Consider the following 19,321-nt stretch of genomic DNA (forward strand, 5'->3'; position numbering starts at 1 on the left):
GGGGTGACCTTACTGCGCGGCGGGGCGGGAGGTGAGGGCAGTGACGGCGTGGCCGACCGGGGCACCATGGCCCACGACCCCGTGATCGTAGGCCGTCTCGGCGTGCACCGTCGCGTCGAGACCGGTGTACTCCTCCTCCTCGCTCGCGCGCAGCCCCATCACCCTGTCGAGCAGCTTGCCGATGCCGTACGTCACCGCGAACGCGTACGCCCCCACGACGGCCACGGCGAGCGCCTGCCTGCCGAGCGGGGCCAGACCGCCGCCGTAGAGCAGGCCCTCGCGCCCGCCGGTCATCGCCTTGGCCGCGAAGACACCGATCAGCAGGGTGCCGACGACACCGCCGACGAGGTGGACGCCGACGACGTCGAGGGAGTCGTCGTAGTTCAGGCGGAACTTCCAGCTCACAGCGTACGAGCACAGGACACCGGCGGCCAGGCCCACCACCAGCGCGCCGAGCAGGGACACCGTGCCGCAGGAGGGGGTGATGGCGACCAGGCCCGCGACCGCGCCGGACGCCGCGCCCAGCGTGGTGGGGTGGCCGTCGCGCCGCTGCTCGACGAAGAGCCAGCCGAGGAGTCCGGTGCAGCCGGCGGCGAGGGTGTTGAGGAAGGCGGACGCGGCGAGCCCGTTCGCGCCGAGGGCCGATCCGGCGTTGAACCCGAACCAGCCGAACCACAGCAGCCCCGCCCCGAGCATGACCATGGGCAGGTTGTGCGGGCGCATGGCGTCCTTCTTGAAGCCCAGGCGCGGGCCCAGCACCAGGCACAGCGCGAGCCCGGAGGCACCGGAGGTGATCTCGACCGGCAGGCCGCCCGCGAAGTCCAGCGCGCCGAGCCGGGCGCCGATCCAGCCGCCCGGACCCCACACCCAGTGCGTGACGGGAACGTACACGAGCAGCGCCCACACGGGGACGAAGACGAGCCACGCCCCGAACTTCGCCCGGTCCGCGACGGCGCCGCTGATCAGGGCGGCCGTGATGATCGCGAAGGTGAGCTGGAACGTCGCGAACAGGACGGTGGGCACACTGCCGTGGAGGCTGCCCGGGCCGATCCCCGCCATACCGACGTGGCTCAGGTCGCCGATCAGGCCGGCGCCGCTGTCGTCCCCGAAGGCGAGCGAGTAGCCCGCGGCGAGCCACACCACCGTCACCAGGGCGATCGACACGAAGCTCATCATCAGCATGTTGAGGACGCTCTTCGCGCGGACCATGCCGCCGTAGAAGAGGGCCAGGCCCGGGGTCATCAGCAGGACGAGGGCGGTGGCGGCGAGCAGCCAGGCGGTGTCACCGCTGTCGAGGGCGGGTGCCTTGGCGGCGGCCAGGAGCGTGGTCGCGGTCTGCACGGGCGGTCTCCTCGGGTGGGGGGATCTTTCGAGCCTCACCGTCCCGCGTTTCCTGTCGCGTACGGGGATGTTTCCGTGACGTTTCGTGTTGCGTGCACGTTTCCGGAACCTCACCGTGCCCCACGGGCCCCGCGACGGTACGGCGGGAGTCCGTGGATCAGGGAGAATGGGCGCCATGAGCGTTCGCAGCCAGTCCTCCGAGCCGACCGAGGCCGCCCACCGGGCCGGATTCGCCTGTTTCGTCGGCCGCCCCAACGCGGGCAAGTCCACCCTCACGAACGCTCTGGTCGGGCAGAAGGTGGCGATCACCTCGAACCGTCCGCAGACGACGCGGCACACGGTGCGGGGCATCGTGCACCGGCCGGACGCGCAGCTGATCCTGGTGGACACCCCCGGACTGCACAAGCCGCGCACGCTGCTCGGTGAGCGGCTCAACGACGTGGTCCGCACGACCTGGGCGGAGGTCGACGTGATCGGCTTCTGCCTGCCCGCCGACCAGAAGATCGGCCCGGGCGACCGCTTCATCGCCAAGGAGCTGGCGGGGATCAAGAAGACCCCCAAGGTCGCGATCGTCACCAAGACCGACCTCGTGGACCCCAAGGCCCTGGCCGAGCAGCTGATCGCGATCGACCAGCTCGGCAAGGAGCTGGGCATCGAGTGGGCCGAGATCGTGCCCGTGTCGGCGGTGGGCGACAAGCAGGTGGAGCTGCTGGCCGACCTGCTCGTCCCGATGCTGCCCGAGAGCCCGGCGCTCTACCCCGAGGGCGACCTGACGGACGAGCCGGAGCAGGTCATGGTGGCGGAACTGATCCGCGAGGCGGCGCTGGAGGGCGTGCGCGACGAACTGCCGCACTCCATCGCGGTGGTGGTGGAGGAGATGCTGCCGCGCGAGGACCGCCCGGCGGACAAGCCGCTCCTGGACATCCACGCGAACGTCTACATCGAGCGGTCGAGCCAGAAGGGCATCATCATCGGGCCCAAGGGCAAGCGGCTCAAGGACGTCGGCATCAAGTCCCGCAAGCACATCGAGGCGCTGCTCGGGACGCCGGTCTTCCTCGACCTGCACGTGAAGGTGGCCAAGGACTGGCAGCGGGACCCGAAGCAGCTGCGCCGCCTGGGCTTCTGAGGCATCGGCCGCCGGGTTCGAAGGCGCCTCACGGCGAGCGGCGGAACCCGATGGTCGGCACGGCCCTGCGCCGCGGCCAGGGCTCGGCGGGCACCTCGGGGACCAGCCCCTCCAGGAACGCGTACCGGCCGAGCGCGGCGGGGTCCTGGTCCTCGTAGGACTGGACCCTGCGCCACCAGGCGGCGATCTCGGACCAGCCGGGCGCCGAGAGCGAGCCGCCGAACTCCTGCACCGACAGGGCGGCGGTCAGCCCGGCGAACGCGAGCCGGTCGGCGAGCGGCCAGTCGGCCAGGGTGCCGGCGACGAAGCCCGCCACGAAGACGTCACCCGCCCCCGTGGGGTCCAGCGCCTCCACGGCGATGGCGGGCACCCCGGCGCTCTCCCCGGTGCGCCGGTCCACCGCGTACGCGCCCTCGGAGCCCAGGGTGACGACGGCCAGCGGCACATGCTCGGTCAGCGCGTGCGCGGCGGCGCGCGGGCAGTCGGTGCCCGTGTAGCGCATGGCCTCCTGCGCGTTCGGCAGGAACGCCTCGCAGTGCGCGAGATCGGCGAGGCCGGCCAGATCCCAGGCGCCGGTGTCGTCCCAGCCGACGTCGGCGAAGACGCGGGTGCCGTGCCGCGCGGCCGTGCCGATCCAGGGGGCGCGGCGGCCGGGGGTCAGTGAGGCGACGGCGGCGCGGGCGCGGGGCGGGCAGGCCGGGCCGGGCTCCTCGGGCGGCGGCTCGTGGCCGTGGGAGACCATGGTCCGCTCCCCCTCGTACGCCATCGAGACGGTGACCGGCGAGTGCCAGCCGGCGACGCGGCGCGAGGTGGAGAGGTCGATGCCCTCGCCCCGCTCCATCTCGTCCCAGCAGTACTCGCCGTAGTGGTCGTCGCCGAAGGCCGCCGCGAGGCAGGTCCTCAGGCCCAGGCGGGCCAGCGCGGTGGCCATGTTGGCGACGCCGCCGGGGCTGGACCCCATGCCGCGCGCCCAGGACTCGGTGCCGCGCACCGGGGCCGAGTCGAGTCCGGTGAAGACGATGTCGAGGAAGACCGTGCCCGTGAGGTAGACGTCCCAGGGCGGATCGCCGGGTGCGCGCAGCGCGGCGAGCGGATCGGTGTGGGACGGGTGGTGCTGGTGTTCCTCTCCGTGGATCCCGGTCACGGTGGCTCCCTGGCGTGGTGCGGATCCAGCCAGTGTGCACCAACCGGGCGCGGGGGCGGCGCGGATGGCTCGGGGAGTGTGGGCCGTACGGGCGCGGGGTGCGGGGCCGTGGTCGGCGCCGGGGGCCGGCGGGAGGGAGGGGCACGGCCGGCGGGGGCGCACGCAGGCGCACATGGGCAGGCGAGGGCGCGCGGACGGTGCTTCATCGACGCGCACGCGCACCCCGAACGACCCCTGAGAGCCCGGAAAAAGCGCTCTGCTACCCGCCTCGACCAGCTCCAAACGCAGGAGTGTCCCAGATCACACACTCCCCGCTTTTTCTCGAACCCCGTGCTTGATACAAATTGCCCGCGCGTTCCTGTCGGTCGACGGACGGCGCCCCCCTTCCCTGAGTCGCTCCTTTCGTCTGCCCTGGAACGCCCGTGCCCTCGCGCCCCGCCCCTCCCTGGCCCCTCCTCGCCCTTTTCACGGTCGGGTATCTGGCCGCGTACCTGCTGCCCACCACGGTCGGCAGACTCGACTCCGGGCTCCCGCTGTCGGCCACCGCGGCGGGCTCCATCGGCACCGCCCTGCTGCTGAGTTCGGCCGCGGCGGGCTTCCTGCTCGCCTCCCACGTCCGCCGGGTCGGCCCCCGCCGCCTCGCGCGCGCCGGACTCCTGCTCTGCGCCGCCGGATACGGCACCGCCGCGCTCAGCCACGCCATCCCGGTGGTCGTGGCGGGGGCGGTCGTCGGCGGATTCGGCTCCGGCACCGCCACCACGGTCGCCGCGAGCGGCATCGCCGCCGAACGCGACCCGCACCGCACCTCCACCTGGGGGCTGCTCGGGGTCTCCGCGCTCGCCGCGGCGATCTACCTGACGATTCCTCACCTCGGCGCCGGCCACGGCCAGCCGCTCGCGGCGCTCGCGCTCACCGCGCTGCTGGTGTGGCCGCTGACCGCCCGGCTCGACACCCCCGCCGCGGCGGCCACCACACACCACGGCACGGGCAACGCCGGACGCCGTCTGCCCCACGCACGTTCGGGCTTCGTCCTCGCCGGCGGCATCCTGGTCTGGTCCCTCGCCCAGAACGCCCTGTGGGGCGTCAGCCAGCGCATCGGCCTCGGCCAGGCGCACCTGAGCGAGGTCACCGTCGGTGCCGTCTTCGCCGTCGCGCTGGGCGCCGGACTGCTCGGGGTGGTCGGCGCGAGCGCGCTCGGCGCACGACTCGGCAACGCCCTGCCCATCGGCGGGGGGACCGCGCTCATCGCCGGCTGCATCGTCCTCAGCGCCGGTGCGAACGGCCTCGGCACCTTCACGACCGGCGAGATCGCCTGGAACGTGCTCTACCCGATCGTGCTGTCGTACCTGCTCGGTCTCTCGGCCTCACTGGACCCGCACGGGCGCTGGGCGGTCCTGGTCGGCTCGGCCTCCTCGCTCGGCACGGCGGCGGGGCCCCTGGCGGGCAGCCTGCTCGCGGCGTGGGCGGGCTTCCCCACGATGGGCGCGATCCTGGCCCTCGTCCTGCTGGCGATCACGCTGCCGCTGACCGCGGTGGCCCGCCGCGGGGGCACGGCGACCACGGTGGTCGCCGAGCACCAGGTGGTGGAGATCCCCCTGGAGGCCCCGGCGACCCCCCGGGAGGCCTTCGGCACGGCGGGCCCCCAGCACACGGCGGACCTCTGACCTCAGTGCCCGGCGAACCGGTACGCGTCCACCTCGGACAGATACCGTGCCCGCCGGTCCTCGTCCCCGTCCAGGAACGCCGCAAGGAACGAGTTCCGCGCGAGCTGCCGCATCTGCTCCTCCCCCAGCTGCGGCAGCGCCGCCCGCACCGCGTGGAAGTTGTCGCCCGCATAGCCCCCGAAGTACGCGGGGTCATCGGAGTTGACGGTGCACAGCAGCCCGGCGTCGAGCATCGCGGCCAGCGGATGCTCCTCCAGCCGACGCACGGCCCTCAGCCGTACGTTCGACAGCGGGCACACCGTCAGCGGCACACGCTCCCGCACCAGGCGTTCGACCAGCGCCGGATCCTCCATGCACCGCACCCCGTGGTCGATCCGCTCGACGCCGAGCACGTCGAGCGCCTCGGTGATGTACGCGGGCGGCCCCTCCTCCCCGGCGTGCGCGACCCGCCGCAGTCCCAGTGCGGCGGCCCTCTCGTAGACCTCGCGGAACTTCGACGGCGGATGCCCGACCTCGGCGGAGTCCAGGCCGACACCCACGATCCGGTCGAGATACGGCTTCGCCGCCTCCAGCGTCCGCAGCGCCGACTCGGCGGTCTCGTCCCGCAGGAAGCACAGGATCAGCCCGGTGGAGACGCCGTGGTTCTCCTCGCTGCGGCCGAGTGCGCGCCACAGGCCCTCGACCACCGTCTCCATGCCGACGCCGCGGGCGATATGGGCCTGCGGGTCGAAGAAGATCTCGGCGTGCCGCACACCCTGCGCGGCGGCGCGCTCCAGATAGGCGTTGGCGAGGTCCTCGAAGTCCTGCTCGGTACGGAGCACGGCCATCAGTTCGTAGTACAGGTTCAGAAAGGACTGGAGGTCGTCGAAGGCGTACGCCTCGCGCAGCCGCTCGGTGTCGGCGTACGGCAGGTCGACGCCGTTGCGCTCGGCGAGGGCGAAGGCCAGCTCGGGCTCGAGCGTGCCCTCGATGTGCAGGTGCAGTTCGGCTTTGGGGAGAGGTGCCATCGAACCATCGTACGGGCGCTTTGTCCCCATTCCGTGCCGGGTCGGCCCTCGTGCCGGACGGCCTCAGCGCCGCTTGGGCAGCGGCACCCGCATCAGGTCCTGCGCCACGGTCAGCTCCCCCTCGAACCCGGCCGCCCGCGCCTGCCGCCCGAACTCCACCCCGGCCTGCGTGCGCGGCGTGCCCTCGGGGTCGGTGTAGCGCTGGCTGAAGTGGGTGAGCACCAGGTGGCGCACCCCGGCCTCGGCGGCCACCCGGCCGGCCTGCCCGGCCGTCAGATGCCCGTGGTCGGCGGCGAGTCGGACGTCCTCGTCCAGGAACGTCGACTCGATGACCAGCATGTCGCAGCCCTCCGCGAGAGCGCCCACGCCGTCGCACAGCCGGGTGTCCATGACGAAGGCGAACCGCTGCCCGCGCCGCACCTCGCTGACCTCGTCCAGGGACACCCCGTGCAGGGAGCCCTCCCGCTGGAGCCGCCCGACGTCGGGGCCCGTGATGCCGTGCGCCGCGAGCCGCTCGGGCAGGATGCGGCGCCCGTCCGGCTCGGTGATCCGGTAGCCGTAGGACTCCACGGGGTGGGACAGCCGGCGGGCCTCCAGGGTGTAGGCGGGGGTGACCGCGAGGGGCCCGTCCGCGGCGGCGGGCACCTCGGTCAGCGCGACGGTCTCCCGGTACGCCGTCGCGTACCGCAGCCGGTCGAAGAACCGCTTCCCCGACGCCGGGTAGTGCGCGGTGACCTCGTGCGGCACCTGGTCCAGGTTGATCCGCTGGATGACCCCGGCGAGGCCGAGGCTGTGGTCACCGTGGAAGTGGGTGACGCAGATCCGGTCCAGGTCGTGCGCGGCGACCCCGGCGCGCAGCATCTGCCGCTGGGTGCCCTCGCCGGGATCGAAGAGGATGCCCTGACCGTCCCAGCGCAGCAGATAGCCGTTGTGGTTGCGGTGCCGGGTGGGGACCTGGCTGGCGGTGCCGAGGACCACCAGTTCGCGTACGGACACGGCGACTTACCCGGGGGGCCATTCCAGACCGCGGCCGCCCAGGACGTGGCCGTGGGCGTGCCAGACGGTCTGCCCGGCGCCGCTGCCGGTGTTGAAGACGAGGCGGTAGCTGTCGAGCTTCTCCTGCGCGGCGACCTCGGCGGCCTCCTTCAGCAGGTCGGCGGTGACGGCCGGTTCGGCGGCGGCCAGGGAGGCGATGTCCGGGTGGTGGACCCGGGGGATGACCAGCACATGGGTCGGCGCCTGGGGGTTGATGTCCCGGAAGGCCACCGTCGTCTCGGTCTCCCGGACGAGCGTGGCCGGGATCTGCCCGGCGACGATCTTGCAGAACAGGCAGTCGTCCTGCGGCTCTCCCGCCATGTGCGTGCCTCCTCACACCGACTGATCACGACAACGGCATCGTATCGGTGCGCCTCCCGCCGTCGCGACCGGTCGTCGTCACCGGTCGCCGTCACCGCGTCCGGGGCCATGGCGCCGCCGTCCGGGGCTACGGCAGGTCGGGGGCCCGCTTCGCCGGTGTCCTCTCCAGTTCCTCCAGCGCCAGCCGGATCGCCTCGTCGAGCTGGACGTCCCGCCCGGCCACGTGGTCCTGGGGCCGCTGGACGACCTCCACGTCCGGGTCGACTCCGTGGTTCTCCACACCCCAGCCGTAACCCTCCAGCCAGAAGGCGTACTTCGGCTGCGTCACCAGTGTTCCGTCCACGAGGCGGTACCTGCTGTCGATGCCGACGACCCCGCCCCACGTCCGGGTGCCGACCACCGGCCCGATGCCGAGCGCCTTGATCGCCGCGTTGACGATGTCGCCGTCCGAGCCGGAGAACTCGTTGGCTACGGCGACGACGGGGCCGCGCGGCGCGTCCTCGGGGTAGCTGAACGGCCGCAGTCCGCGCGGCAGGTCCCAGCCCACGATGCGGCGTGCCAGCTTCTCCACGACGAGCTGGGAGGTGTGCCCGCCCCGGTTCTCCCGGACGTCCACGACCAGCCCGTCCCGCGCGACCTCGACCCGCAGATCGCGGTGGAGCTGCGCCCAGCCGGAGCCCACCATGTCGGGTACGTGCAGATAGCCGAGCCGTCCGCCGGACCGCTCGTGCACATGGGCCCGCCGGTCGGCCACCCACGCGTGGTACCTGAGGGGTTCCTCGTCCGCGATCGGGACGACGACGGTGTGCCGTGGCTCACCGCCGCCCGCCGGGGAGACCGTCAGTTCGACGGGCGTACCGGCCGTGCCGACGAGCAGCGGCCCGGGCCCGGTCACCGGGTCCACCGCCCGCCCGCCGACCGCGATGATCGCGTCCCCGGCCCGTACGGCGACCCCGGGCGCGCCGAGCGGCGCCCGCGCGTCGGGATCGGAGGTCTCCGAGGGCAGCATCCGGTCGATGCGCCAGCTTCCGTCCGCGTGACGGGAGATGTCCGCGCCGAGCAGGCCCTGGCGGCGGTCCGCGCCGCTGCCGTGGCCGTGCGGGGTGACATACGCGTGGGAGGTGCCGAGTTCGCCCTGCACCTCCCACAGGAGGTCCACCAGGTCGTCATGGGTGGCGACCCGTTCGAGCACCGGCCGGTACCGGTCCAGGACGGCGTCCCAGTCGACGCCGCCCATGTCGGGACGCCAGAAGTTGTCCCGCATGAGGCGGCCGGTCTCCTCGAACATCTGCCGCCACTCGGCCGCCGGGTCGACGCTCTGCCGTACCCGCGACAGGTCGACGGTGAGGTGCGCGTCGCCGTCGTCGTCGTTCGGGGCGCGCCGGTCGCTCGGCACCAGCCTGAGCTTGCCGTCGGCCCACAGCAGGACCCGCTTGCCGTCCCCGGTGACCGCGAAGTGGTCGGCGTCGGCCGCGAGATGCTCCAGGCGCCGCTGGAGGAGGTCGTAGCGCTCCAGCTCGCTCCTGGGCTCGGGGCCCTCGGGTGTGGCGCGCGAGGAGCCGAGCACACCCTGGACGGGGTGGCGCAGCCACAGCACCCCGCCCTTGGCGGCGCGCAGTCCTGAGTAGCGCGCGGCCTCGACCGGGAACGGCACGATCCGGTCGGCGAGTCCGTCCAGGTCGATCCGGGTCGTGGGGACGCCCTCGCTGTCCGGGGTCTCGTCCTTCTCGGGCGCCTCGAAGGGGCGGCCGTGCCGCTGCGGGCCGAAGGGCGAGGGGGTGGTGGCGGCGAGGGTGATCAGATACGGCCGCGCGCCGCCCACGAACGCCAGGTCGAAGACGTGCTCGTCGTAGACGGGGTCGAAGGAGCGGGCCGAGAGGAACGCCAGATGCCTGCCGTCCAGGGTGAACGCGGGCGAGTAGTCGCGGAAGCGCAGCGGGGTCGCCTCCGTCACCGACAGATCGGTGGTGTTGGCCAGCTTGAGCTGGCACAGCGGGCGCGGGCCGGGATGCGACCAGGCCAGCCACGCCGAGTCCGGCGAGAAGACCAGCCCGCCCGCCTCGCCGTCCTCGCTGCGGTCGACCTCGCGCACCTCGCCGCTCTCCCGCTCGACCAGCAGCACCCGCCCGTCGTGCGCGGCGACCGCGATCCGCCCGCCGTCGGGCGCCACCGCCAGGCCGAGCACCCGTCCGAGCTGACCCACGGCCAGCCGCCGGGGGATGGAGCCGGGCAGCAGGCCGGTGGCGGGAGCGAGTTCGAGCGCGTCCTCGCCCTCGGCGTCCGTCACCCACACCACCCACTCCTCCCCCTCGGCGCGGAAGGTGCGCGGCAGCCGGCCGCGTACGCCCTGCTCCGCGGCGAGCGCGCGGGTGGGGCCCGAGCGATGGGTGACCCAGTGGACGGCGCCGCGCACCGACACGGCGCTGCCGCGGCCGGTGTGGTCGGGCGAGGCGGCCCCGAACCAGCGGGAGGCCTGGACGGGGTACGGCTGCAGGTCGGCGCGCAGCCCGCCGAGCCGGATGCCCAGCCGCCGGGGCCCGGCTTCCGCCAGGTCGTCCAGGACCCACAGCTCACCGGCGCGGCTGTACACGACCCGGGTGCCGTCGGTGGCGGCGTGCCGGGCGTAGAAGCCCTCGTCGAGGGGGGTGTGGCGGCGCAGGTCCGAGCCGTCGGCGAGCGAGGAGTACAGCGCGCCGACGCCCTCGTGGTCCGAGAGGAACGCGATCCGGTCCCCCACCCACCCCGGATACTCGATGTTGCCGTCCAGGTCGTCGTGCAGTCGGACGAACTCCCCGTCGCCGTCCCGGTCGATCCACAGCTTGCCCGCCGTGCCGCCGCGGTAGCGCTTCCACCAGGCGGCCTCCCGGCCCATGGGGGCGGACAGCAGCACCGTGGCCGGGCCGTGGGCGACCTCGCCGACGGGCCCGTAGGGCAGGGTGGCGGCCGGTCCGCCGTCCAGCGGCACGGCGCGCGCCCAGGTGCGGCGCAGGGAGGCCTGACCGGTGGTGCTCAGGGCGAGCACCTCCCCCTCGGGGGTCCAGCCGCGCACCTGGGTCCGCCGGCTCCCCCAGTGCGTCAGGCGCCTGGCGGGGCCGCCGTCGATCGGGGCGACATGCACCTCGGGGGCGCCGTCGCGGGTGGAGGTCCAGGCGACGGTGGTCCCGTCCGGGGAGATGCGCGGGTGGTCGACGGGGACGTTGTCGGCGCTGATCCGCCAGGCACGGCCGCCGTCCAGCGGGGCGACCCACACATCGTCCTCGGCGGTGAAGGCGACCAACTCGCCACGCGGGTGCGGGAACCTCAGGTAGGTGGGCGCGGGCGACGGCGATACGGGCTGAGTCACCGGATCACCCTAAGCAGCGATTCCCGCCGCTGACAGGGGTTTTGCCACATAGCCACCCCCGCCGCACCGGTCACTTGCCCTGGATCGGCCAGCAGGTGGGGTCGCCCTGGCACCAGATCGTCCTGGTGACGGTGACCGTGACGGTGGGGTTCGGCCGCCCCGGATCGGTGGGGTGGTTCGACGCGGGCGGCACCGGGCTCCGGGAGCCGCAGTCGCCGAGGCCGCTGAGGCGGAAGACCTGTCTGCCGCCCACGGTCGCCCTGAGGTCCCCGCGCACGCACTTGCCGTCGACGGCCCGGGTGACCCGGCCCTTGACGGTGATGGCCCTGCCGTCGTCGGTCCGCCCCTGGCAGTCGACGGTGACGATGGTGCTCACGGCGGGCGCGGGCGTCCGGCCCGCGGAGGCGTTCCGGTCGCCGTAGTCACCGGTGCAGCTGAGCCAACGCACCGTCACATGCTGGTGCTGGAGCTGCCGGGTGGCGGTCTGGTCGGTCGTGTACGCCACCGCCGCGGAACTCAGGTCACCCGGCTGGCACGCGACGACTCCGGCGACGGCGGCCACCACGAGCCCGGCCACCGCCGCGAACCGCGGGCCACCCGGCCGCCGAATCCGCCTCAATACCCCCATGGAGGGCATGGTGCCACCGCCGCACCCCCGACGGTAGGGCGCATACGGCCATCCGGGCGCTCCCGTGCACCCTGGGGCGTACGCGCGGCACGCGCCGACCGCGCGGGGCAACGGGCCCTGTCCGCGCGGGTGCAGACGTCAGGGGGTGAGCAGAAGCCACTCCTGCAGCTCCACCACGTTGCCCTCGGGGTCCTTGAGGTGGGCCACCCGCATGCGGTCGGTCAGGGGAGCCGGTCCGTGCAGCAGCGTCGCGCCCCGGGACGCTATCTCCCGGCAGTACGCGTCCAGGTCGTCCACGCGCAGCACCACCAGCGAGCGGTGGCCGGTGGCGGCCTCGCCGAGTTCTCCGAGGATCCCGGCCATCATGGCCCGGTCCTGGAGCGCGATGCCCGCCGAGCCCATGGCCGCGCTGAACTTCTCGTAGGGGCCCGTCTCGGCCCCCGACTGGGGCTTGAGGCCGAGGACGTCGGCGTAGAAGCGGTAGCACCGCGCGAAGTCCGAGACCAGCAGCCGTATCTGAGCGAGTTCCACGGCGTCCCCTCGTGAATCAGGACCAGCGGCCCGTGCGGCCGAGCAGCAGCGCTGCCGCCGCCGTGCCGGCGGTCGATGTACGCAAGACCGTACGCCCCAGCCGGAACGCGTTCGCACCCGCCTCCTCGAACGCGGCCAACTCCTCGGGGGACACGCCCCCTTCGGGGCCGACGATCAGCACGATCTCGCCCCGGGTGGGGAGTTCGACGGTCGCGAGCGGCTCGTCGCCGCTCTCGTGCAGCACCGCGGCGAAGTCGGCCTCCGCCACGAGCGCCGCGACCTGCTTCGTCGTCGCCGCGTCCGCGACGTCCGGGAAGCGCACCCGGCGGGACTGCTTCCCCGCCTCGCGTGCGGTGGCCCGCCACTTGCCGAGCGCCTTCAGCCCCCGCTCGCCCTTCCACTGCGTGATGCACCGCGAGGCCGCCCACGGGACGACCGCGTCGACGCCCACCTCGGTCATGGTCTCCACGGCGAGCTCGCCCCGGTCGCCCTTGGGCAGCGCCTGGACCACGGTGATGCGCACCGGGGCGGCCGGTTCCTCGTGGACGGACTCCAGGTCCGTGACCACGAGCCGGTCCTTGCCCTCGGCGGCCTTCACCACGCCCTCGGCCCAACGCCCCTGACCATCGGTCAGCACCACGTCCTCGCCGGGACGCAGCCGCTTCACGGAGACCGCGTGCCGCCCCTCGGGACCGTCGAGCACGAACTCCGGCCCGATCACGTCGAGTCGGTCCACGATGAACACCGGAGCCGTCATCGCCCGGCACCTCCCCCGGACAACGCTGTCACCGCCGCCTCCAGTTCCGCCACCAGCACGCGCACCAAACGGCCTGCGGGCAGCTCACGGGCCAGGCGGTGCCCCTGGCCGGCGAACAACGACATGCCCTGTGCGTCACCCGCCTGCGCTGCGGCCTTGCGCAGCGGCGAGGTGAGGTGGTTGATCTCGGGATACGCGGCGGGCGCGTAGGGGCCGTGCTCGCGCACGAACCGGTTGACCAGAGCGCGTGCCGGGCGGCCGGAGAAGGCGCGGGTCAGGCCGGTGCGGACGAAGAGCGGGTCGGTCAGGGCCCGCTTGTGCACGGCGGCGGCGCCGGACTCGGGCGTCGCGAGGAAGGCGGTGCCGAGCTGCGCGGCGCTCGCGCCCGCCGCGAGGACGGCGGCGATCTGGGCGCCGCGCATGAGGCCGCCCGCCGCCACGACGGGGATCTCCACGGTCTCCCGCAGCTGGGCGAGGAGGGTCAGCAGGCCGATGCCGAAGCCGTCGTTCTCCTGGACGTCCCGGTGGGTGCCCTGGTGGCCGCCCGCCTCGACGCCCTGCGCGATCACGGCGTCGGCGCCGGCCTGCTGCACGGCGAGCGCCTCCTCGGCGGTGGTCGCCGTGACGAGGGTGACGGTGCCCACGCGCCGCAGGGACTCAAGGGCCTCGGGAGCCGGGACCCCGAAGTGGAAGGAGACCGCGGGGACGGGATCGTCGAGCAGGACGGCCAACTTGGCGTCGAAGCCGTCGTCGCGCCCGCTGTCCCGGTCGCCCAACTCGGTCTGGTACCAGGCCGCCTCCCCGGCGAGCTGGTGCGCGAAGACCTCGACGGCGGCGGGGTCGGCCGTCTCGGGCTGCGGCATGAACACGTTCACGCCGAAGGGGCGGCCGGTGAGTCCGCGCAGCTGCTTGATCTCCTGGTACATGCCGTCGGCGGTCTTGTAGCCGGCGGCCAGGAATCCGAGGCCGCCCGCCTCGGACACGGCGGCGGCCAGTGGCGGCACGGAGATGCCGCCTGCCATGGGGGCCTGCACGAGGGGATGTCCGAGCAGACCGGTAAGCGCGGTGGACATGACCGCATCGTGTCACGTCCACCGGACAAGTCCGAATCCGGCGGACCCCCGGCTTCGGACACCGGCCGGCGCCAGTGCCGGGTCGGGGGTCACCCCCCGGCCCGGCGTCCGCGCTCAGCGTCCGTTGAACGCGTCCTTCAGACGCGAGAAGAGCCCCTGCTGTCCGGGCTGGAACTGCCCCTGGGGCCGTTCCTCGCCGCGCAGGACCGCCAGTTCCCGCAGCAGGCGCTCCTGCTCCGGGTCCAGCTTGCCCGGGGTCTGCACCTCCACGTGCACGATCAGGTCGCCCCGGCCGCCGCCCCGCAGATGCGTGACACCCCGGCCGTGCAGCGGGATCGACTGCCCGGACTGCGTGCCGGGCCGGATGTCGACCTCCTCCAGGCCGTCCAGCGTCTCCAGCGGGACCTTCGTGCCGAGGGCCGCCGCCGTCATCGGGATGGTGACCGTGCAGTGCAGGTCGTCGCCCCGGCGCTGGAACATCGGGTGCGGCAGCTCGTGGATCTCCACGTACAGGTCTCCGGCGGGGCCGCCGCCGGGACCGACCTCGCCCTCACCCGCGAGCTGGATCCGCGTGCCGTTGTCGACACCCGCCGGGATCTTGACCGTGAGCGTGCGGCGGGACCGCACCCGGCCGTCCCCCGCGCACTCCGGGCACGGGTTCGGGACGATCGTGCCGAACCCCTGGCACTGCGGGCACGGCCGCGACGTCATGACCTGGCCCAGGAAGGACCGCGTGACCTGCGATACCTCACCGCGGCCGCGGCACATGTCACAGGTCTGCGCGGAGGTGCCGGGCGCGGCGCCCTCACCGTTGCAGGTGTTGCAGACGATGGCCGTGTCGACCTGGATGTCCTTCGTCGTGCCGAAGGCCGCCTCGTCGAGCTCGATCTCCAGCCGGATCATGGCGTCCTGGCCCCGGCGGGTGCGCGAGCGCGGTCCGCGCTGCGACGCCGTGCCGAAGAACGCGTCCATGATGTCGGAGAAGTTTCCGAAGCCGCCCGCGCCGAAGCCGCCCGCACCGCCGCCCGCCTGGGACAGCGGGTCGCCGCCGAGGTCGTAGACCTGCTTCTTCTGCGGGTCCGAGAGAACCTCGTACGCGGCGTTGATCTCCTTGAACCGCTCCTGCGTCTTCGGATCGGGGTTGACGTCCGGGTGCAGCTCGCGCGCGAGCCGACGGAACGCCTTCTTGATCTCTTCCTGCGACGCGTCGCGGCGCACGCCGAGTACGGCGTAGTAGTCCGTGGCCACTTACGACTCCGCCAGGATCTGTCCGACGTACCGTGCCACCGCTCGTACCGCTCCCATCGTTCCCGGGTAATCCATGCGGGTCGGTCCGACCACGCCCAGTTTCGCTACTGCTTCGCCGCCCGAACCGTAGCCCACCGAGACCACGGACGTGGAGTTGAGTCCCTCGTGCGCGTTCTCATGACCGATACGCACCCGCATGGCCGGATCCTTCGCCTCCCCCAGCAACTTCAGGAGTACCACCTGCTCCTCGAGGGCCTCCAGGACGGGGCGGATGGTGAGAGGGAAGTCATGTCCGAAGCGGGTGAGATTGGCGGTGCCGCCGATCACCAGCCGCTCCTCGGTCTCCTCCACGAGCGTCTCCAGGAGGGTGGAGATCACCGCGGCGACGGCGCCGCGGTCCTCCGGCTCCTCGAACGCCTCGGGAAGGTCCTGCACCAGCTGCGGGACATCCGCGAAGCGGCGGCCCGCGACACGGCTGTTGAGCCGTGCGCGCAGATCCGCGAGCGACGCCTCCCCGAACGGTGCCGGGCAGTCGATCATGCGCTGCTCGACCCGTCCGGTGTCCGTGATCAGCACCAGCATCAGCCGCGCGGGCGCCATGGACAGCAGCTCCACGTGCCGCACCGTCGACCGCGTCAGCGAGGGGTACTGCACGACGGCGACCTGCCGGGTGAGCTGCGCGAGCAGCCGCACCGAGCGGGCCACGACGTCGTCGAGGTCGAACGCGCCCTCCAGGAAGCTCTGGATCGCGCGGCGCTCGGGCGCGGTCATCGGCTTGACGGCCGCGAGCTTGTCCACGAAGAGCCGGTAGCCCTTGTCCGTGGGGATGCGTCCGGCGCTGGTGTGGGGCTGGGCGATGTAGCCCTCGTCCTCCAGCACGGCCATGTCGTTGCGGACGGTGGCCGGGGAGACGCCGAGGTTGTGGCGCTCGGTGAGCGCCTTGGAGCCCACCGGCTCCTCGGTGCCCACATAGTCCTGGACGATGGCGCGCAGCACTTCGAGCCTGCGTTCACTGAGCATCGCGCGCACCTCCAGCTGTGTGTCACCTTCGCGTTCTCCCTGGCACTCAGCTCATCCGAGTGCCAGCAATCCCGGAGCCAGTGTACGGCGGCCGGGTACGCCCCCGGCAAGGGCGGGCGACCGTGCCGTACCGACGAGTACGGGCCGGGGGGAAGGCGGGCCGATAGCGTCGGGGGATGACGGAGACGACGCGGTGGCGGGAGCGGTGCTGGGCGGAGGCCGGCTGGGAGGCGCTCGGCCCCCGGGCGGGGCGCAGGCGGCTGCCGGTCTGGGACTGCACGGTGGGACTGGTCGCGGGCGAGCACGCGGCGCTCCTCGTGGACGCGGGGTCGAGCCTCGATGAGGGCGCGCGGTTGCGAGCCGAGGCGCGCCCGCTGCTCGCATCGCTCGGCGGGGCGCGCGATGTGACGCATCTCGCGCTCACGCACCCGCACTTCGACCATGTCCTCGGGGCTGCCGCGTTCCCGGGCGCGGAGGTGTTCGGCGCGGCGGGCGTCGAGACGGTGCTCTCCCACGGGCGCGCCGAACTGGGCGCGGACGCGGTGCGGTACGGCCTGGACCCCGCCGCCGCGGCCGCCGCCGTGGACGCGCCGACCCCGCCCACGCGTCCGGTCCCGGACGCGTGGACGCTCGATCTGGGCGGGGTGCGCGTGGTGCTGGCGAACGTCGGCCCCGGCCACACGGCCCACGATCTGGCCGTGCTGGTCCCCGGGGACCGCGCGGTGGTGTTCTGCGGGGACCTGGTGGAGGAGTCCGGCGAACCCCAGGCGGGTCCGGACGCGGTGCCCTCGCGGTGGCCGGCCGCGCTGGACCGGCTGCTGGGACTGGGCGGCCCGGACGCGCTGTACGTGCCCGGTCACGGCGCGGTGGTGGACGCGGCGTTCGTACGGGCTCAGCGCGACGAACTGGCCGCGCGTTTCGGCGTGTCGTAGGACCGGGCGGGCACCTTCTCCTATCGTCATCCGAATGCGCGCCTACTCGTCGGACCTGACTCCTCCGTGGAAGAAGCCCCAGCGGCCCGCGCCGGAGATCGCGGCGGAGCCCGGCCTGGTGGTGGAGGAGCCGGGTACCGGCTTCTGCGGCGCGGTGATCCGCTGCGAGGCGGGCACGGTGACGCTGGAGGACCGCTTCGGCAAGCACCGCGTGTTCCCGCTCCAGCCGCGGGGCTTCCTGCTGGAGGGCAGGGTGGTGACCCTCGTCCGGCCCTCGTCGGGCCCGGCCCGCCCCACGCGGACGGCGTCCGGCTCGGTGGCCGTCCCCGGCGCCCGGGCGCGGGTGGCGCGCGCGGGCCGCATCTACGTGGAAGGGCGCCACGACGCGGAACTGGTCGAGCGCGTGTGGGGCGACGACCTGCGCATCGAGGGCGTGGTGGTGGAGTACCTGGAGGGTGTGGACGACCTGCCCGCCATCGTGGACTCCTTCTCCCCCGGCCCCGACGCCCGGCTGGGCGTCCTGGTGGACCACCTGGTCCCCGGCACCAAGGAGTGGCGGATCGCCCGGTCGGTGACCAGCGACCACGCCCTGGTCGTCGGCCATCCGTACATCGACGTCTGGGAGGCGGTGAAGCCGTCGTCCCTCGGCATCCGCGCGTGGCCGCGCGTCCCGCGCGGGCAGGACTGGAAGACGGGGGTCTGCCGGGCCCTGGGCTGGCCGGAGAACACCGGCGCCGCCTGGCAGGCGATCCTGTCCCGGGTCCACTCCTACAAGGACCTGGAGCCGGCCCTGCTGGGCAGGGTGGAGGAGCTGATCGACTTCGTCACGGGCGGCGCGGCGGGGTGACGGGGCCGGCCGGCGGCGTTCAGTCCACCAGGTCCCGCACCACCGCGTCCGCGAGCAGCCGCCCCCGCAGCGTCAGCACCGCGCGCCCCCGCTCGTACGGGCCCCGCTCCAGCAACCCGTCGGCCAGGGCCTGTCCGGCGGACGCGAGGCCCCGCTCCTTCAGCAGGGAGAGCGGGGCGCCGTCGCTCAGGCGCAGTTCGAGCAGGACGCGCTCCACCCGGCGGTCCTCCGGCGAGAGCAGTTCGCGGCCCGCGCCCGGGGATCGGCCCTGGGCCAGGGCCGCCGCGTACGCGCCCGGGTGCTTCACGTTCCACCAGCGCACCCCGCCCACATGGCTGTGGGCGCCGGGACCCGCGCCCCACCAGTCGGCGCCGCGCCAGTACAGCTCGTTGTGCAGGCAGCGGGCCGCCCGGGAGGTGGCCCAGTTGGACACCTCGTACCAGTCGTAGCCCGCCGCGCCCAGCACCTCGTCGGCGATCAGATAGCGGTCCGCGTGGACGTCGTCGTCCGTCATCGGCACCTCGCCCCGGCGGATGCGGCGGGCGAGCTGCGTGCCCTCCTCCACGATCAGGGCGTACGCCGAGACGTGGTCCGGCTCCGCGCCGAGCGCCGCGTCCAGGGAGGCGCGCCAGTCGTCGTCCGACTCACCGGGCGTGCCGTAGATCAGGTCCAGGTTCACATGGTCGAAGCCCGCCGCCCGCGCCTCGGCCACGCAGGCCTCGGGACGGCCCGGGGTGTGCGTGCGGTCCAGGATTCTCAGGACGTGCGGGCGCGCGCTCTGCATGCCGAAGGAGATCCGGTTGAAGCCGCCCTCCCGGAGCGTGGCCAGATACCGGGCGTCCACCGACTCCGGGTTCGCCTCCGTGGTCACCTCCGCGTCCGCCGCGAGCCCGAACTCGTCGCGGACGGCGCCCAGCATCCGCACCAGGTCCTCCGCGGCCAGCAGCGTCGGCGTGCCGCCCCCGACGAACACGGTGCGCACCTCGCGCGGGTCGTCGCCCAGCACCTTGCGGGCGAGGCGGATCTCGTCGGTCAGCGTCCCGGCGTAGTTGTCCCGGGAGGCCAGCACCCCGCCCGTGCCGCGCAGCTCCGTCGCCGTGTAGGTGTTGAAGTCGCAGTAGCCGCAGCGCGTGGCGCAGTAGGGGACGTGGAGGTAGAACCCGAGCGGGCGCTCGGCGGCGCCGGCCAAGGCGTGGGCGGGCAGCGCCCCGTCGTCGGGGACGGGTTCGCCGTCGGGGAGTGCGGAAGGCATGTCCTCCATTGTCCCGTACCGCCGGGAGTGCTCGGCGGGCCCGCCGCTCCCG

Annotated in this window: 17 protein-coding genes; 4 read left to right on the forward strand and 13 right to left on the reverse strand. The window is 73.6% G+C overall.

The features are described from left to right. Nucleotides 1-9: 9 nt before the first annotated feature. On the reverse strand, nt 10-1,341 hold the full coding sequence (locus AB0C59_RS08180) for an ammonium transporter (protein WP_363001839.1): 1,332 nt from the start codon (nt 1,339-1,341) through the stop codon (nt 10-12). 166 nt (nt 1,342-1,507) lie between these two features. On the opposite strand from AB0C59_RS08180, the gene era reads away from it, so the two are divergent. Continuing rightward, a complete protein-coding gene (gene era / locus AB0C59_RS08185) occupies nt 1,508-2,467 on the forward strand; it encodes a GTPase Era (protein WP_363001841.1) in 960 nt (319 codons plus the stop codon). A gap of 28 nt (nt 2,468-2,495) precedes the next feature. On the opposite strand, the gene AB0C59_RS08190 is transcribed toward era, so the two are convergent. Continuing rightward, nucleotides 2,496-3,611 (reverse strand): PfkB family carbohydrate kinase, encoded by a 1,116-nt coding sequence (locus AB0C59_RS08190; protein ID WP_363001843.1) that lies wholly within the window; start codon nt 3,609-3,611, stop codon nt 2,496-2,498. A gap of 422 nt (nt 3,612-4,033) precedes the next feature. Between AB0C59_RS08190 and AB0C59_RS08195 the strand changes: the two genes are divergently transcribed. Beyond that, the gene (locus tag AB0C59_RS08195; RefSeq protein WP_363001845.1) at nt 4,034-5,275 is read left to right on the forward strand and encodes an MFS transporter; all 1,242 of its coding nucleotides are present in this window, start codon (nt 4,034-4,036) and stop codon (nt 5,273-5,275) included. A gap of 2 nt (nt 5,276-5,277) precedes the next feature. Here the strand turns inward: AB0C59_RS08195 and AB0C59_RS08200 are convergent, their stop codons facing one another. The 10 genes from AB0C59_RS08200 to hrcA form a co-directional block, all read right to left on the reverse strand. Continuing rightward, nucleotides 5,278-6,282, reverse strand: coding sequence for an adenosine deaminase (locus AB0C59_RS08200; protein WP_363001847.1), 1,005 nt, complete (start codon nt 6,280-6,282; stop codon nt 5,278-5,280). A gap of 63 nt (nt 6,283-6,345) precedes the next feature. Then, entirely contained in the window at nt 6,346-7,278 is a 933-nt protein-coding gene (locus AB0C59_RS08205) for a ribonuclease Z (RefSeq protein ID WP_363001849.1), read from the reverse strand. Nucleotides 7,279-7,284: 6 nt separating this feature from the next. After that, nucleotides 7,285-7,638 (reverse strand): histidine triad nucleotide-binding protein, encoded by a 354-nt coding sequence (locus AB0C59_RS08210; RefSeq protein ID WP_363001851.1) that lies wholly within the window; start codon nt 7,636-7,638, stop codon nt 7,285-7,287. A gap of 127 nt (nt 7,639-7,765) precedes the next feature. Further along, nucleotides 7,766-10,981: a S41 family peptidase gene (locus AB0C59_RS08215; RefSeq protein ID WP_363001853.1), complete on the reverse strand. Its 3,216-nt coding sequence runs from the start codon at nt 10,979-10,981 to the stop codon at nt 7,766-7,768. Nucleotides 10,982-11,051: 70 nt separating this feature from the next. Continuing rightward, nucleotides 11,052-11,609, reverse strand: a complete 558-nt coding sequence (locus AB0C59_RS08220; protein ID WP_363001855.1) for a hypothetical protein — start codon at nt 11,607-11,609, stop codon at nt 11,052-11,054. Nucleotides 11,610-11,747: 138 nt separating this feature from the next. After that, a complete protein-coding gene (locus AB0C59_RS08225) occupies nt 11,748-12,140 on the reverse strand; it encodes a VOC family protein (protein WP_363001857.1) in 393 nt (130 codons plus the stop codon). A gap of 16 nt (nt 12,141-12,156) precedes the next feature. Beyond that, on the reverse strand, nt 12,157-12,897 hold the full coding sequence (locus tag AB0C59_RS08230; protein ID WP_363001859.1) for a 16S rRNA (uracil(1498)-N(3))-methyltransferase: 741 nt from the start codon (nt 12,895-12,897) through the stop codon (nt 12,157-12,159). After that, the gene (locus tag AB0C59_RS08235) at nt 12,894-13,970 is read right to left on the reverse strand and encodes a nitronate monooxygenase (protein WP_363001861.1); all 1,077 of its coding nucleotides are present in this window, start codon (nt 13,968-13,970) and stop codon (nt 12,894-12,896) included. The genes AB0C59_RS08230 and AB0C59_RS08235 overlap by 4 nt, the downstream gene beginning before the upstream one ends. Before the next feature lie 114 nt (nt 13,971-14,084). Continuing rightward, nucleotides 14,085-15,218, reverse strand: coding sequence for a molecular chaperone DnaJ (dnaJ, locus tag AB0C59_RS08240; RefSeq protein WP_363001863.1), 1,134 nt, complete (start codon nt 15,216-15,218; stop codon nt 14,085-14,087). After that, the gene (gene hrcA, locus AB0C59_RS08245; RefSeq protein ID WP_363001865.1) at nt 15,219-16,238 is read right to left on the reverse strand and encodes a heat-inducible transcriptional repressor HrcA; all 1,020 of its coding nucleotides are present in this window, start codon (nt 16,236-16,238) and stop codon (nt 15,219-15,221) included. It abuts the gene before it with no gap. 176 nt (nt 16,239-16,414) lie between these two features. Between hrcA and AB0C59_RS08250 the strand changes: the two genes are divergently transcribed. After that, nucleotides 16,415-17,170 carry an MBL fold metallo-hydrolase gene (locus AB0C59_RS08250; protein ID WP_363001867.1) on the forward strand — a complete coding sequence of 252 codons (756 nt, stop codon included), beginning with the start codon at nt 16,415-16,417 and terminating at the stop codon, nt 17,168-17,170. A gap of 34 nt (nt 17,171-17,204) precedes the next feature. Further along, nucleotides 17,205-18,017 carry a DUF3097 domain-containing protein gene (locus AB0C59_RS08255; protein ID WP_363001869.1) on the forward strand — a complete coding sequence of 271 codons (813 nt, stop codon included), beginning with the start codon at nt 17,205-17,207 and terminating at the stop codon, nt 18,015-18,017. Between the two features lie 19 nt (nt 18,018-18,036). On the opposite strand, the gene hemW is transcribed toward AB0C59_RS08255, so the two are convergent. Continuing rightward, nucleotides 18,037-19,269 carry a radical SAM family heme chaperone HemW gene (gene hemW / locus AB0C59_RS08260; RefSeq protein ID WP_363001871.1) on the reverse strand — a complete coding sequence of 411 codons (1,233 nt, stop codon included), beginning with the start codon at nt 19,267-19,269 and terminating at the stop codon, nt 18,037-18,039. Nucleotides 19,270-19,321 lie beyond the last annotated feature (52 nt).

Origin of the sequence: Streptomyces sp. NPDC048664 (genome assembly GCF_040650555.1) — a bacterium.
Lineage (GTDB): Bacteria > Actinomycetota > Actinomycetes > Streptomycetales > Streptomycetaceae > Streptomyces.